The sequence below is a fragment of the Microbacterium kribbense genome, assembly GCF_039537285.1.
GTDB lineage: Bacteria > Actinomycetota > Actinomycetes > Actinomycetales > Microbacteriaceae > Microbacterium > Microbacterium kribbense.
In genome coordinates this window covers 284,210-298,701 of sequence record NZ_BAABAF010000007.1, presented here as the reverse complement: position 1 = coordinate 298,701, position 14,492 = coordinate 284,210, and the positions used below count along the sequence as shown (strand labels likewise).

Genomic DNA, 14,492 nt, shown 5'->3' with positions numbered 1-14,492 from the left:
CGCCTACTTCAGCAGCCGCGACAGCCGGCGGTCGGCGAGGGCCTTGCCGCCGGTCTGGCAGGTGGGGCAGTACTCCAGGCTGTTGTCGGCGAAGAACACCGACCGCACCGTGTCGCCGCAGACCGGGCAGGTCTGGCCCCGCCGGCCGTGCACCCGCATGCCGCGGCGCTTGGCGTCTTTCAGATCGGCGGGGGGCTTGCCGGATGCCTCGGCCAGCGCCTCGGCGAGAGTCGTGGTCATCGCCGCGTACAGGGTGTCGATGTCGGCATCGGTGAGGTTCGCCGCCAGCGCGTACGGCGACATGCGCGCGACGTGCAGGATCTCGTCAGAATAGGCGTTGCCGATGCCCGCGATCACCGCCTGATCGCGCAGCAGCCCCTTGATCTGCGTGCGCTTGCCCGCCAGCAGCGTGGCGAAGGCCTCCCGAGCGAAGCCCTCGTCGAGCGGATCCGGGCCGAGCCGCGCGATGCCCGGCACGTCAGCGGGGTCGCGCACGACATAGACCGCGAGCGACTTCTTGGTGCCGGCCTCGGTCAGATCGAAGCCGGAGTCGTCCGACAGCGCGACCCGCAGCGCGATCGGCGTGCGACCGGGCTTGATGACAGTCGACGGCAGCGCGTCGTACCAGCGCAGCCACCCCGCCTTCGCCAGGTGGAAGACCAGATGTGCCGCGTCGGTCGCGATGTCGACGAACTTGCCGTGACGCGTGACACCGGTGATGGATGCCCCGTGCAGGGCGTCGATCGGAGGGTCGTACGTCTTCAGTGCGGCGATCGCCGCGACGGTCGCACGCGTGATCGCCGTCCCCGTGACGCGCCCGTCGAGGAAGTCGACGAGCCCCTGCACTTCCGGCATCTCCGGCATGCGCCCATCCTGTCACGCATCGCCGACACGGGAGGGGTCAGAGCACCGCGCGGCGCAGCAGTCCGACCTTGTCGTAGACGTCGGCGAGAGTGCGCTCGGCGACCTCGGACGCGCGCGCGGCGTTCGCCGCCAGCATCCGGTCCAGCTCGGCCGGATCGTCCAGCAGCGCCAGCGCACGCTCGCGCACCGGACCGAACTCGCCTATCACGACATCGGCCAGGCCCTTCTTGAAGTCGCCGTAGCCGCGGCCGGCGTACTCGTCCTCGATCGCGGGAACCTGCCGGCCGCTGAGTGCGGCATAGATCACCAGCAGGTTCGACACACCCGGCTTGTTCTCGCGGTCGAAGCGGACCGCACCCTCGGAGTCGGTCACGGCGCGCATGATCTTCTTCTTCGTGATCGCCGGGTCATCCAGCAGCCACAGCACACCGGCATCCGACTCGGCCGACTTCGACATCTTCGACGTCGGGTTCTGCAGATCGTAGATGCGCGCGGTCTCCTTCTGGATCACGGCCCTGGGCACCGTGAACGCGGTGCCATAGCGGCTGTTGAACCGCTCCGCCAGATCGCGGGTGAGCTCGACGTGCTGCTTCTGGTCCTCGCCGACCGGGACGATGTCGGTCTGGTACAGCAGGATGTCTGCGGCCATCAGCACCGGATAGGTGAACAGGCCGACGGTGGTGTTCTCGTTGCCGTAGCGCTGCGACTTGTCCTTGAACTGGGTCATCCGATTCGCCTCGCCGAACCCCGTGATCGTCGACAGGATCCAGGTCAGCTCGGCATGGGCCGCCACGTGCGACTGCACGTACAGCGTCGACTGGCTCGGCTCGATGCCGGCGGCGATGTACTGTGCGGCGGTGCGCCGGGTCTTCGCGCGCAGCTCGTCCGGGATGCTCGGCTGGGTCAGCGCATGCAGGTCGACCACGGAGAAGAAGGCGTCGTACGCCTGCTGCAGATCACGCCATTGCACCAGCGCCCCGATGTAGTTGCCCGCCTGGAGGGAGTCGGCGGAGGGCTGCATTCCGGAGTAGAGGCGCGGTTTGTTCACCTGACAATCCTACGGGTGCGGATGCCTCGGCCCTCGGCGCGGGTCATCGCACGCCGTCGCCGTCAGAGGGCGTAGTCCACCACGACCGGTGCGTGATCGCTCCACCGGGTGTCCCACGACGGTGCGCGGCCGATGAAATAGTCGCGCACCCGCTCGGCCAGCGCCGGCGTCGCCACGTGGTAGTCGATGCGCCAGCCGGTGTCGTTGTCGAAGGCCTTGCCCCGGTTCGACCACCAGGAGTAAGGGCCGTCGACCTCGCCATGGAACCGACGGCCGACATCCACCCAGCCCAGGCCCGTGCCGGTGGATCCGTCGACCCCTTCGACCGGTGCGCCGGCCGGCCCGAAGAACCGGTCGAAGTAAGCGCGTTCGCGCGGCAGGAACCCGGCCTTCTTCACGTTCCCGCGCCAATTGCGGATGTCCAGTTCGCGATGCCCGACGTTCAGATCGCCCATGACCAGCGCCAAGGCTCCACCGGAGGCGAGCTGCGGCAGCCGCGCCGTCATCGCGTCGAGGAACCCCCACTTCTGATCCTGCTTGGGGGTGTCGGCCTCGCCGGTCGGGACGTAGGCGCTCACGATCCTCAGGCGCGCATCGCCCAGCGCGAGGTCGGCCTCGATCCAGCGTCCGGCCGAATCGAGCTCGTCGGCGGCCAGTCCCGTGTGCGATGCCGATACCGGTGCGCGGGTGGCGATGGCGACACCGGCACGGCCCTTCGCCAGCGCTTCGTCGTTCACGATCTGCCAGCCCGGCAGCGCCGTGCGCAGCTGCTCGGCCGTGGCGCGCACCTCTTGCAGCGCCATCACGTCGGGCTCGGCCTGATCGATCCAGGCGAGCATCCCGCCTCGGACGGCGGCGCGGATGCCGTTCACGTTGATCGAGGCGATGCGGAGGGTGTCGGGCTGTCGTTTCGGTGCGGGCACGCGTTCCACCTTAGCTGCGGCCTCCGACGCCGGGCGGTGGTTCAGCGGCGCGCGCCGATCGGCAGCGGGGGAGCGGAGGCCTCGACCCGCGCGAGCTCGACTTCGGCCTCCCGCACCGCGCGCGCCGCACGGCGACGCCGGTACCAGGGCGAGGACGTGAGGTGCGCACGGGCCTCGCGCAGCCGGATGTGTGCCGCGGTCAGCAGTGCCTCATGCTCGGCCAGCAGCCGCTCGGCCTGGCTGGGCGTGCGCAGCGGGATGTCACCGTCCTGTGCGGCCACGGCGATCCACGAGGTGCAGACCAGGATCACGATGCCGACCAGGCGGAACCAGACCAGGAATCCGATCATCACCGAGAACGTCGCCAGCAGCGGATTGGACGGTGTGTAGGAGAACAGCAGTCCGACACCGACCTGCAGCACGGCGATGGCCGCTCCACCCAGCAGCGCACCCGGCCAGATCGTGCGCCAGGGCAGCGAGGTGCCCGCCAGAAATCGCACCAGCGCAGCCAGCGCGACCGAGTTCACCGCGAACGCGACCAGCGCGGAGAGCGCGCGCACCGCGATCTGGAATCCGATGGATCGATGCCCAAGCCCGGCCAGGCCCAGCAGCCAGTCCAGCAGGCCGCCGGCGATCGAGCCGACCGCGCCGCCGATGATCAGCGCCAGACCGAACAGGGCTGCCGCGATCAGATCGCGGGTCTTCAGGATGAAGTAGTTGCGCGGGTCGAAGGAGAGCCCGAAGATGTCGCGCACCGCTCGCCGCGTGAACGTCACGAAGCCGATCGCGGTCCAGATCGCCACAGCCAGCGCGACGGCACCGGTGACGGCCAGGACCCCGCCGCTGGCCCCGGCGACCTCGGTGACCGCCTCGGGCGCGATCAGGCCGCCCTCGTCGCTGATCAGATTCGGGATGTAGCGGTTGACCAGCCCGATCATCCGCTCGATCGCGGCCGGGCTGCCCCCGACCCAGACACCGACGGAGGCGAATGCCACGTAGATGACCGCGAAGATCGAGAACAGCGACTGATAGCTGATGCTGGCCGCCAGCAGGAATCCGTTGTTGCGCAGGAAGTGCCGCCACACCCGCACCCCGAACCAGGCCAGGGTGCGCCGGGTCAGCGCGGTGGCACGGCTCAGCGGTTCGTCGAACCGTTCGCGCAGCGAGGCGGCGAGCGCCTCCCCGCGCTCGCGCAGACTGTCGTCGTCGCCGGGTGCGGCATCCACCCCACCCATGGCCACTCCTGCGCGCCCCGACCCCGAGGCGTCGGCGCTCGGGCGCGGCAGGCGGGTCTGACTCACGGTCACAGACTACCCAGAGCGCCCTCGCGCAGCGCGCGGCGCTGCCGGATCAGCGTCCGCCGCGCAGCACCGCCTGCTTGACCTCCGCGATGGCACGGGTCACCTGGATGCCGCGGGGGCACGCCTCGGTGCAGTTGAAGGTCGTGCGGCAGCGCCAGACGCCCTCCTTGTCGTTGAGGATGTCCAGACGCACGTCCGCCGCATCGTCGCGCGAGTCGAAGATGAACCGGTGCGCGTTGACGATGGCGGCCGGACCGAAGTACTGCCCGTCGGTCCAGAACACCGGGCACGACGAGGTGCAGGCGGCGCACAGGATGCACTTGGTGGTGTCGTCGTAGCGGGCGCGGTCCTCGGCGGATTGGTAGCGCTCCTTGCCGGGCTCGGCGGCCGAGTGCGAGATGAGGAACGGCTGGATGGCGCGGTAGGAGTCCATGAACGGCTCCATGTCCACAACCAGGTCCTTCTCCAGCGGCAGTCCCTTCAAGGCCTCGATGTAGATCGGCTTGGAGATGTCCAGGTCCTTGATCAGGGTCTTGCAGGCCAGGCGGTTGCGGCCGTTGATGCGCATCGCATCCGACCCGCACACGCCGTGCGCGCACGAGCGGCGGAAGGTCAGCGACCCGTCCTGCTCCCACTTGATCTTGTGGAGCGCGTCCAGCACCCGCTCGGTCGGGTACAGCTCGACGTCGTAGTCGACCCAGCGCGGCTCTTCGTCCACCTCCGGGTCGAACCGTCGGATGTTGAAGGTGACCAGGAACGACTGGATCGGCGGCTCCGCAGCAGGCGCCGGCTTGTCAGACTCGACGACAGTGCTTGACATCAGTACTTCCTCTCCATCGGCTGGTAGCGCGTGATGACCACGGGCTTCCAATCCAGCGTGACGTGGTCGGTGGCGTCGGACGAGTGCGGGTCGCCGGTCAGGTACGCCATGGTGTGCTTCAGGTAGTTCACGTCGTCGCGCTTGGGGTAGTCGTCGCGCTGGTGGCCGCCGCGGCTCTCCTTGCGGTTGCGGGCGGCGTAGACGACGACCTCGGCGATGTCCAGCAGGAACCCGAGCTCGACCGCCTCGAGCAGATCGGTGTTGAAGCGACGGCCCTTGTCGTCCACGTGCACGTTCTTGTAGCGCGCCCGCAGCTCCTCGATCACGCCGAGCACGCCCGCCAGCGACTCGTCGGTGCGGAACACCTGGGCGTTGCGGTCCATCTCGTCCTGCAGCGTCTTGCGCAGCGTCGCGATCCGCTCGGTGCCGGTGCCGGCGCGCAGCCCCTCGATCAGCTCGCGGACCTCTTTGGCGGGGTCTTCGGGGATCGGGAGCCAGTCCGGGGTCTTGTTGACATAAGCCACAGCGTTGCGGCCGGCGCGCTTGCCGAACACGTTGATGTCCAGCAGCGAGTTGGTGCCCAGCCGGTTCGAGCCGTGCACCGAGACGCACGCGCACTCTCCGGCGGCGTACAGGCCCGGCACGACGGTCGTGTTGGCGGCGAGCACTTCGGCGTCGTTGGTGGTCGGGATGCCGCCCATCGCGTAGTGCGCGGTCGGCATCACCGGCACCGGCTCGGTGACCGGGTCCACGCCCAGGTAGGTGCGGGCGAACTCGGTGATGTCGGGGAGCTTGGTCTCGAGCACTTCGGCGCCCAGGTGTGTGCAGTCCAGGTAGACGTAGTCCTTGTGCGGGCCGGCGCCGCGGCCTTCGGCCACCTCCTGCACCATGCTGCGGGCCACGATGTCACGTGGCGCGAGGTCCTTGATCGTCGGAGCGTAGCGCTCCATGAACCGCTCGCCGGACGCGTTGCGCAAGATCGCGCCTTCGCCGCGGGCGCCTTCGGTCAGCAGGATGCCCAGGCCGTACAGGCCGGTCGGGTGGAACTGGAAGAACTCCATGTCCTCCAGCGGCAGTCCCTTGCGCCACACGATGCCCACGCCGTCACCGGTCAGGGTGTGCGCGTTCGAGGTCGTCTTGTAGATCTTGCCGAAGCCGCCGGTCGCGAAGATGATGGCCTTGGCCTGGAAGACGTGCAGCTCACCGGTGGCCAGCTCATATGAGACGACCCCGGCGATGCGGGTCTGGCCGTCCTCCTTGACCGTGATCAGGTCGAGCACGTAGTACTCGTTGAAGAAGTTGATGCCCAGCTTCACGCAGTTCTGATACAGCGTCTGCAGGATCATGTGCCCGGTGCGGTCGGCCGCATAGCAGGAGCGCCGCACGGCGGCCTTGCCGTGATCGCGGGTGTGCCCGCCGAAGCGGCGCTGGTCGATCTTGCCCTCGGGGGTGCGGTTGAACGGCAGCCCCATGTTCTCCAGGTCGATGACGGCGTCAATGGCCTCTTTGGCGAGGATCTCGGCGGCATCCTGGTCGACCAGGTAGTCGCCGCCCTTGACGGTGTCGTAGGTGTGCCACTCCCAGTTGTCCTCTTCGACGTTGGACAGTGCCGCGGCCATCCCGCCCTGCGCGGCGCCGGTGTGCGAACGCGTCGGGTAGAGCTTGGAGATCACCGCCACGTTCGCGTTGGGCCCGGCCTCGAGGGCCGCGCGCATCCCGGCGCCGCCGGCGCCGACGATGACGATGTCGAACTTGTGGTAGTGCACGCCGTCTCTCACGACGCCCTGTTGTTCCTGGGTGCTCACTTGTGCGTTGCCTTTGTCTCTGGGTGGGTCAGGCGGGGCAGATGCCGGCCAGCGCGTCGGGGACGGGCGGGATGCAGGGGTCGAAGGTGAAGACGACCAGTGTTCCGAGCAGGATCAGGAACGCGGCCACCAGCCACAGCGCCCAGATCAGCACCCGTCGGGGTCCGTTGTGCGTCACGTAGTCGTTGACGATGGTGCGCATGCCGTTGGTGCCGTGGATCAGCGCCAGCCACAGCATGATGACATCCCACCATTGCCAGAACGGCGTGGCGTATTTGCCGGCGACGAAGGCGAAGTCCAGCCCGAGTACGCCCTTGCCGAGCATCAGGTTCACGAACAGGTGCCCGAAGATCAGCACGACCAGGAGCACGCCCGAGCCGCGCATGAACAGCCAGCCCCACTTCTCGAGGTTGACGCCCTTGCGGCGCGGTGCGACCGGCGTGCGCGGGTTCACGATGGTGTCGGCGGTCATCTCAGTGCCCTCCGGTGATCTCGGCGATGATGACCATCGCCTGGCGGGGGACGAAGCCGGCCATTGTGACGACCCACAGGGCGAGCACGCCCCACCACAGCTGACGCTGGAACTTCGCGCCCTTCTCCGAGAAGTCGACGATGATCACGCGCAGGCCGTTGTAGGCGTGGTACGCGATCGCGGCGACCAGGACGATCTCGCCGATGCCCATGATCGGCTGCTTGTACGTGCCGATCACCGCGTCGTACGCATTCGGGGAGACCCGGATCAGCGCGGTGTCGAGCACATGCACCAGGAGGAAGAAAAAGATCCCGATGCCGGTGATACGGTGCAGCACCCAAGACCACATGCCCTCATGTCCGCGGTACAGCGTGCCGCGCGGCGTTCTGGACGTGGTCTGAGATACCGACGATGTGAGGCGTGCTGGTGCAGACACGGTCGTCCTCCCTGGTCGAACTCGAGTCGGGGCGACACATGCCCCTCAAAGGCCGGGCGGCCTCGGCGTCACACGGGCGCGAGCCCATCCTATTCCCGTCCCGCGGAGGGAGTCGAACCGGCGGGCCGCATCCCGGCGCGCCGGTGCGACTAGCCTTGAGCCCATGACAGAGCCGGTCTCCGACTTCTATTCGATCATCCCTGCCGGCGGCATCGGCAGCCGACTGTGGCCGCTGTCCCGCGCCGACGCGCCGAAGTTCCTCCACGATCTGACCGGGTCCGGCCAGACGCTGCTGCGCGACACCTGGGACCGGCTCGCGCCGCTGTCCGGCCCCGACCGGATCGCCGTGGTCACCGGCCGCGCCCATCGCGCCGCGGTCGAGAAGGAGCTGCCCGGGATCGCCGATGCCAACGTGTTCCTCGAGTCGGAGCCGCGCGAATCGACCGCCGCGATCGGGCTGGCCGCGGCCATCCTCTCTCGCCGCGAGCCGGACGTGATCGTCGGCTCGTTCCCCGCCGATCAGGTCATCCGGGTACCGCACCTGTTCGAGTGGGCCGTGCAGCAGGCGATCGCGGTGGCACGCGAAGGCTACATCTGCACCATCGGCATCCCGCCCACCGAGCCGTCGATCGGCTTCGGCTACATCAAGAAGGCCGGCGAGCTGATCGTGGACGGCGCGCCCGAGGCGGCGATGGTGGAGCGCTTCGTCGAGAAGCCGAACCTGGCCACCGCCAAGGAGTACTTCGCCGACCGTTCGTACCTGTGGAACGCCGGCATGTTCATCGCCCGCGCCGATGTGCTCCTCGGCGAGATCGCCGAGAGCCGGCCGCAGCTGTATGCGGGACTGATGGACCTGGCCGAGGCGTGGGACGACCACGCCGCGCGCGGACCGGTCGTGGACCGGGTGTGGCCGACCCTGGAGAAGATCGCCATCGACTACACGGTCGCCGAGCCTGCCGCCGAGCGCGGCCGGCTCGCCGTCATCCCCGGTCACTTCGACTGGGACGACGTGGGGGACTTCGCGAGCCTGGCCAAGCTCAACTCGCACGGCCGCAAGAACGATCTGGCCATACTCGGCTCCAACGCCCGCGTTCTCGCCGACTCGGCCAGCGGCATCGTGGTCAGCCAGACCAAGAGGGTGATCTCGCTGATCGGTGTCAAGGACATCGTCGTGGTCGACACTCCGGACGCGCTGCTGGTGACCACCAGTGAGAACGCGCAGCGGGTGAAGGGCGTGGTGGATGCGCTCAAGCTGACCGGTCGTGACGTGCTGTAGCAGAACGCACGGTCTTACAAGTCGAATTATTGCGGGTTGATAACCTTTCGCTAAGTCAACTGTGATAAGTGTGCACAAACAGGGCGCGGTATGTACCTTCGAACGAGCACCCGCGAAATCCGCGGCGCTTTTTCGTGGAGGTCGCGTTGACCATCTCTTCTACCCGTAAGCTCGTCGGCCTCACCGCCGCAGCGGGCCTCATCCTCGCCCTCGCCGGCTGCGGTGCCGCACCCGAGGCGGCCCCGACCGGCGACGGCAGCGGCAGCCAGGCCGCGGTTGCCGGCTTCAAGCCCTGCATCGTCTCGGACGACGGCGGCTGGAATGACCGGTCGTTCAACCAGTCCGCCAAGACCGGCATCGACCGCGCCGCCAAGGACCTGAAGGTCCAGAGCATCGACGTCGAGTCCGACTCGGCCAGCGCGTACGCCCCGAACCTGGAGAGCCTGGTCGGCCAGAACTGCACGCTGATCATCTCGGTGGGCTTCAAGCTGTCGGCCGACACGATCGCCTCGGCGCTGGCCAACCCCAAGATCAACTACGCCATCATCGACGACGCCGCCGACAACTCCGGTGCCAAGGACAAGGACGGCAAGGACATCCCGGACGGCAAGGTCGACGCGCCGAACATCAAGCCGATCCTGTTCAACACCGTCGAGGCGGCCTACCTGGGCGGCTACGCCGCGGCGGCCTACTCGCACCAGGCCGGCGTCGACAAGGTCGCGACCTTCGGCGGCTTGCAGATCCCATCGGTGTCGATCTTCATGGACGGCTTCATCGACGGCGTGCAGAAGTTCAACGACGACAACAGCGCCAAGGTCGCCACCTACGGCTGGGACGTCGCCAAGCAGACCGGCTCGTTCACCGGCGGCTTCGCCGCCAATGACACCGCCAAGCAGACCGCGAAGGGCCTGCTGGACCAGGGCGTCGACGTGATCCTGCCCGTCGGCGGTCCGATCTACCAGAGCGCCGCAGCGGCGATCAAGGACAGCGGCAAGGACACGCTGATGATGGGTGTGGACTCCGACCTGGCCGTCGCCGACCCGTCGGTGGCCGGCATCACGCTGGTGTCGATCATGAAGCGCATCGACCAGTCCGTGTACGACACCGTGATGTCCGCCGCCAGTGGCAACTACGACGTCACACCGTACATCGGCACGCTGAAGAACGAGGGCGTGGGGCTGTCCAGCTTCCACGACTTCGAGAGCAAGCTGCCGAAGGGGCTGACCGACAAGCTGGCCGAGCTGCAGAAGCAGATCATCTCGGGCGACCTGAAGGTCACCTCGGAGAACTCGCCCAAGTAGTCCCTGGCGCGGCCGGGCGGATGCGTCGCATCCCGCCCGGCCGCGTTCTGTTCTGGGTGGTGTCAATGCGGATAAGGTGCAGAATATGAAGCTCGAACTGCGCGGTGTGACGAAGCGGTTCGGCACACTGGTGGCCAACGATCACATCGATCTCGAACTGCGCAGCGGCGAGATCCATGCGCTGCTCGGGGAGAACGGCGCCGGCAAGTCGACGCTGATGAACGTGCTCTACGGCATGTACCAGGCCGACGAGGGCGAGATCGTGCTCGACGGCGTGCCGCAGCACTTCCGCGGGCCGGGCGACGCGATCGCCGCGGGCATCGGCATGGTGCACCAGCACTTCATGCTGATCCCGGTGTTCACCGTCGCCGAGAACCTGATGCTCGGCCACGAGGACACCAACGCCGTCGGCGCGCTGGATGTCGCTGCGGCCCGGCGCCGGGTGCGCGAGGTCGCCGAGCGGTTCGGGTTCCACATCGACCCCGACGCCCGGGTGGGCGATCTGCCGGTGGGCGTGCAGCAGCGGGTGGAGATCATCAAGGCGCTCACGCACGATGCGAAGATCCTGATCTTCGACGAGCCCACCGCCGTGCTCACCCCGCAGGAGACCGACGAGTTCATGGCCATCATGCGCCAGCTGCGCGACGAGGGCACCGCCATCGTGTTCATCACCCACAAGCTGCGCGAGGTGCGCGAGGTGGCCGACCGCATCACGGTGGTGCGCCTGGGCAAGGTCGTCGGCGAGGCCAGCCCGACCGCCACCAACGCCGAACTCGCCTCGATGATGGTCGGTCGCGCGGTCGAGCTCACGGTGCACAAGGATCCGCCCCGGATCGGCACCGGCGGACTGCAGGTGCGCGATCTGCGCGTGGTGGGCACCGATGGCTCGGTGCTCGTGGACGACATCAGCTTCGACGTGCGCCCCGGCGAGGTGGTGGCCATCGCCGGCGTGCAGGGCAACGGCCAGACCGAGCTGAGCGAGGCCATCATCGGCCTGGCCGAGCGCGTCACCGGCTCGATCCGCCTCGGCGAGGTCGAACTGGTCGGCAAGAGCGTGCGCGGCGTCCTCGACGAGGGCGTCGGCTTCGTGCCCGAAGACCGTCAGGAGGACGGCCTGGTCGGCTCGTTCACGGTCGCCGAGAACCTCATCCTCGATCGCAGCTCCGACCCCGCCTTCCGCACCGCCGGAACGATCCGGCGCGCCACCCTCGAACAATTCGCCCGAGCGAAGATCGACGAGTTCGACATCCGCACGCAGGGTCCCGCCGCCCCCGCGACATCGCTGTCCGGCGGCAACCAGCAGAAGGTCGTCATCGCGCGCGAGCTCAGCCGCGAGTTGAAGCTGCTGCTGGCCTCCCAGCCCACTCGGGGCGTGGACGTGGGCTCCATCGAGTTCATCCACAAGCGCATCGTGGCCACGCGGGATGCGGGCATCCCGGTCATCGTCGTCTCCAGCGAGCTGGACGAGGTCGTGGCGCTGGCCGATCGCATCGCCGTGATGTACCGCGGCGGGATCGTGGGGATCGTGCCCGCCGACACCCCGCGGGACGTACTGGGCCTGATGATGGCCGGCGAGAACCCGACGGAGGCCGCCGCGTGACCGATCGCATCCCCGGCGCCGAGCCGGAGCCCACCGGCCTGCCGCCCGCACAGCTGCCCGGCGCGACCGGACCGCTCAGCGGGCACGCCGCGCCCGCGCCGGCCGCATCCGAGCCGGTGCCGCCCGCGCCGCGCGGCACCGTCATCCTGCGCGAGATCCTGCGCGGCTCGGTCGTCACCACGATCCTGGCCATCGTCGCATCGATGATCGTCGGCGGCATCCTGATCGCCGTGACCGACGAGAACGTCCAGCGCACCGCCGGCTACTTCTTCGCCCGTCCGCAGGACATGCTGGTCGCCATCTGGCGGTCGGTCTCGGGTGGGTACTATGCACTGTTCCAGGGCGCGATCGTCAATCCCGGCGCGGACAGCTTCGTCAAGTTCATCCGGCCGCTGACCAACACGCTCGGCTTCGCCGCGCCGCTGATCGCCGCCGGCCTCGGCGTGGCGCTGGCCTTCCGCGCCGGGCTGTTCAACATCGGTGCGCGCGGCCAGATGCTGATCGCCTGCGCGGTCGCGGCGCTGGTCACCTTCAACCTCGACCTGCCGATGTGGATCCACCTGCCGCTGACGCTGATCGCCGGCATCGTCGGCGGCGCCGTGTGGGGCGGCATCGCGGGGCTGCTCAAGGCCCGCACCGGTGCGCACGAGGTGATCGTGACGATCATGCTGAACTTCGTCGCGCTGTACCTGATCAGCTGGCTGGTGCGCACCCCCGGCCTGCTGCGCAAGCCCGGACAGAATCAGCCGATCTCCTCGCCCACGCCCGCCTCGGCGCAGTTCCCCTCCCTGTTCGGCCCGCAGTTCCCGTTGCTGAACTGGGGCTTCCCGGTCGTGGTGCTGGCCACTCTGATCGTCTGGTGGCTCATCGAGCACTCCAGCCTCGGCTTCCGGCTGCGCGCGGTCGGGGAGAACCCGAACGCCGCCCGCGCATCGGGCATCAGCGTGCAGCGGATGTACGTCTACGCGATGGTGCTCGCCGGAGCGCTGGCGGGCCTGGCCGGCATGAACCAGATCCTCGGCTCGGTCACCAGCGGGTTCGACGGCGGCATCGACGCCGGCATCGGCTTCGACGCGATCACCGTCGCGCTGCTCGGTCGCAGCCGCGCCTGGGGGACCCTGTGGGCCGGGCTGCTGTTCGGCGCCCTGAAGGCGGGCTCGTTCACGATGCAGGCCGCCGAAGGCATCCCGATCGACATCGTGCTGGTCGTCGAGTCGATGATCGTGCTGTTCATCGCGGCGCCGCCGCTGGTGCGCACGATCTTCGGGCTGCCCAAGAACGATGCGGACCGCTCCGCCAAGGGGCGCGCCAAGGCCGCCCGGCGCCGAGCCGACGCCGAGCGCAAGGCGGTGGCATGATGACCACGACCACAGCAGCACCGGCAACGCCGGAACTGGTCCGCACCCGGCACTACAAGCTGCCGATCACGCTGACCATCGTCACCGTGATCCTCGGCGTCCTGTTCCTCGCCTCACCGGCCGGCGGTGAGAGCATCTTCCGCATCGGCGACGGCATCTCGATCTCGATCGGCGACATCCACCTGCCCGCCGCGCCCACGGTGTGGACGCTGTGGGTGATCGTCGCGCTGCTGACGGTGTGGACGTGGCTGGATGCCGTGGCCTACCGGCGCACGACACTGTGGCTGCCGATCGGCTATGCCGTGCTGGGCATATTCGCTTTCCTGGCCTGGGCGGCCCAGGGCGGCGGGGTCGTGCCGGTGGCCGGCACCCTCGCCGGCGCGCTGTCGCTGTCGGTGCCGCTGGTCTACGGTGCCCTCGCCGGCGTGATCGGCGAGCGCGGCGGCGTGGTCAACATCGCGATCGAGGGCCAGCTGCTGCTGGGCGCGTTCGCCGCGGTGGTGCTCTCCAGCATCACGCACAGCCCGTTCGTGGGGCTCGTGGGCGCCATGGTGGGCGGCATGCTGGTCGCGTTCGTGCTGGCCGCCTTCGCGATCCGCTACCTGGTCGACCAGATCATCGTCGGCGTCGTGCTGAACGTGCTGGTGTCGGGTCTGACCGGCTTCCTCTACGGTGCGCTGCTGGCGCCCAACGGCGCGCAGCTGAACAGCGCGGTCACGTTCCCGAAGTGGAAGATCCCGCTGGTGGGCGACATCCCGGTGATCGGTCCGGTCTTCTTCCACCAGACCTTCATCGTGTACCTGATGTACGTCGTGGTCGCCGTCGTCGCGTGGGGACTGTACCGCACCCGCTGGGGCCTGCGCCTGCGCGCGGTCGGCGAGCACCCGCAGGCCGCCGACACCGTCGGCATCAAGGTCAACCCGACGCGGTTCTGGAACGTGCTGCTGGCGGGGGCTATCGCCGGCATCGGCGGCGCGTACTTCACGCTGGTCTCGGTGCCGCAGTTCACGAAGGACATGACCGCCGGGCTCGGCTTCATCGCGCTGGCGGCGGTCATCTTCGGCGGCTGGGACCCGATCAAGGCGACGCTTGCGGCACTGCTGTTCGGTTTCGCGACGAACCTGCAGAACCTGCTCACGGTGCTGAAGACGCCCATCCCCAGCGAGTTCATGCTGATGCTGCCGTACGTCGTGACGATTCTGGCCGTGGCCGGGTTCGCCGGGCAGATCAGGGCGCCGGCGGCGGACGGCAAACCGTACATAAAGGGCTAGGGCGGAGCATCCGCCTG

General features: G+C 68.5%; 13 protein-coding genes. 5 read left to right on the top strand and 8 right to left on the bottom strand.

Annotation, left to right across the window (positions count from 1 at the left end):
• Positions 1-3: 3 nt before the first annotated feature.
• The 8 genes from ABD705_RS10800 to sdhC all read right to left on the bottom strand — a co-directional run bounded on the left by ABD705_RS10800 (position 4) and on the right by sdhC (position 7,669).
• Positions 4-864 carry an Fpg/Nei family DNA glycosylase gene (locus ABD705_RS10800; protein WP_344783411.1) on the bottom strand — a complete coding sequence of 287 codons (861 nt, stop codon included), beginning with the start codon at positions 862-864 and terminating at the stop codon, positions 4-6.
• A 37-nt stretch (positions 865-901) separates the two neighbouring features.
• Positions 902-1,912, bottom strand: coding sequence for a tryptophan--tRNA ligase (gene trpS / locus ABD705_RS10795; RefSeq protein ID WP_344783409.1), 1,011 nt, complete (start codon positions 1,910-1,912; stop codon positions 902-904).
• Positions 1,913-1,974: 62 nt separating this feature from the next.
• Positions 1,975-2,835 (bottom strand): exodeoxyribonuclease III, encoded by an 861-nt coding sequence (locus tag ABD705_RS10790; RefSeq protein ID WP_344783407.1) that lies wholly within the window; start codon positions 2,833-2,835, stop codon positions 1,975-1,977.
• A gap of 41 nt (positions 2,836-2,876) precedes the next feature.
• On the bottom strand, positions 2,877-4,136 hold the full coding sequence (locus ABD705_RS10785; protein WP_344783405.1) for a YihY/virulence factor BrkB family protein: 1,260 nt from the start codon (positions 4,134-4,136) through the stop codon (positions 2,877-2,879).
• A gap of 49 nt (positions 4,137-4,185) precedes the next feature.
• Positions 4,186-4,956 carry a succinate dehydrogenase iron-sulfur subunit gene (locus tag ABD705_RS10780; protein ID WP_344783403.1) on the bottom strand — a complete coding sequence of 257 codons (771 nt, stop codon included), beginning with the start codon at positions 4,954-4,956 and terminating at the stop codon, positions 4,186-4,188.
• Complete coding sequence (gene sdhA, locus ABD705_RS10775) at positions 4,956-6,761, bottom strand: succinate dehydrogenase flavoprotein subunit (RefSeq protein WP_344783401.1); 1,806 nt, start codon at positions 6,759-6,761, stop codon at positions 4,956-4,958. The genes ABD705_RS10780 and sdhA overlap by 1 nt, the downstream gene beginning before the upstream one ends.
• Before the next feature lie 28 nt (positions 6,762-6,789).
• Positions 6,790-7,233 carry a succinate dehydrogenase hydrophobic membrane anchor subunit gene (locus ABD705_RS10770; RefSeq protein ID WP_344783399.1) on the bottom strand — a complete coding sequence of 148 codons (444 nt, stop codon included), beginning with the start codon at positions 7,231-7,233 and terminating at the stop codon, positions 6,790-6,792.
• A gap of 1 nt (position 7,234) precedes the next feature.
• Positions 7,235-7,669 (bottom strand): succinate dehydrogenase, cytochrome b556 subunit, encoded by a 435-nt coding sequence (sdhC, locus tag ABD705_RS10765; RefSeq protein ID WP_344783397.1) that lies wholly within the window; start codon positions 7,667-7,669, stop codon positions 7,235-7,237.
• Positions 7,670-7,832: 163 nt separating this feature from the next.
• Here sdhC and ABD705_RS10760 point away from each other — a divergent pair, with 163 nt between their 5' ends.
• The 5 genes from ABD705_RS10760 (at position 7,833) to ABD705_RS10740 (ending at position 14,475) form a co-directional block, all read left to right on the top strand.
• Positions 7,833-8,945, top strand: a complete 1,113-nt coding sequence (locus ABD705_RS10760) for a mannose-1-phosphate guanylyltransferase (RefSeq protein ID WP_344783395.1) — start codon at positions 7,833-7,835, stop codon at positions 8,943-8,945.
• Between the two features lie 146 nt (positions 8,946-9,091).
• On the top strand, positions 9,092-10,246 hold the full coding sequence (locus tag ABD705_RS10755) for a BMP family lipoprotein (protein ID WP_344783393.1): 1,155 nt from the start codon (positions 9,092-9,094) through the stop codon (positions 10,244-10,246).
• An 85-nt stretch (positions 10,247-10,331) separates the two neighbouring features.
• On the top strand, positions 10,332-11,846 hold the full coding sequence (locus tag ABD705_RS10750; RefSeq protein ID WP_344783391.1) for an ABC transporter ATP-binding protein: 1,515 nt from the start codon (positions 10,332-10,334) through the stop codon (positions 11,844-11,846).
• Positions 11,843-13,204 (top strand): ABC transporter permease, encoded by a 1,362-nt coding sequence (locus tag ABD705_RS10745; protein ID WP_344783389.1) that lies wholly within the window; start codon positions 11,843-11,845, stop codon positions 13,202-13,204. Before ABD705_RS10750 ends, ABD705_RS10745 begins: the two co-directional genes overlap by 4 nt.
• Positions 13,204-14,475, top strand: coding sequence for an ABC transporter permease (locus tag ABD705_RS10740; RefSeq protein WP_425562073.1), 1,272 nt, complete (start codon positions 13,204-13,206; stop codon positions 14,473-14,475). Before ABD705_RS10745 ends, ABD705_RS10740 begins: the two co-directional genes overlap by 1 nt.
• Positions 14,476-14,492 lie beyond the last annotated feature (17 nt).

Bases quoted from the DNA above. Each gene is read 5' to 3' on its own strand.
- ABD705_RS10800 (WP_344783411.1), bottom strand. From the start codon at position 864: ATGCCGGAGATGCCGGAAGTGCAGGGGCTCGTCGACTTCCTCGACGGG.
- ABD705_RS10780 (WP_344783403.1), bottom strand. From the start codon at position 4,956: ATGTCAAGCACTGTCGTCGAGTCTGACAAGCCGGCGCCTGCTGCGGAG.
- ABD705_RS10770 (WP_344783399.1), bottom strand. From the start codon at position 7,233: ATGACCGCCGACACCATCGTGAACCCGCGCACGCCGGTCGCACCGCGC.
- ABD705_RS10760 (WP_344783395.1), top strand. From the start codon at position 7,833: ATGACAGAGCCGGTCTCCGACTTCTATTCGATCATCCCTGCCGGCGGC.
- ABD705_RS10750 (WP_344783391.1), top strand. From the start codon at position 10,332: ATGAAGCTCGAACTGCGCGGTGTGACGAAGCGGTTCGGCACACTGGTG.
- ABD705_RS10740 (WP_425562073.1), top strand. From the start codon at position 13,204: ATGACCACGACCACAGCAGCACCGGCAACGCCGGAACTGGTCCGCACC.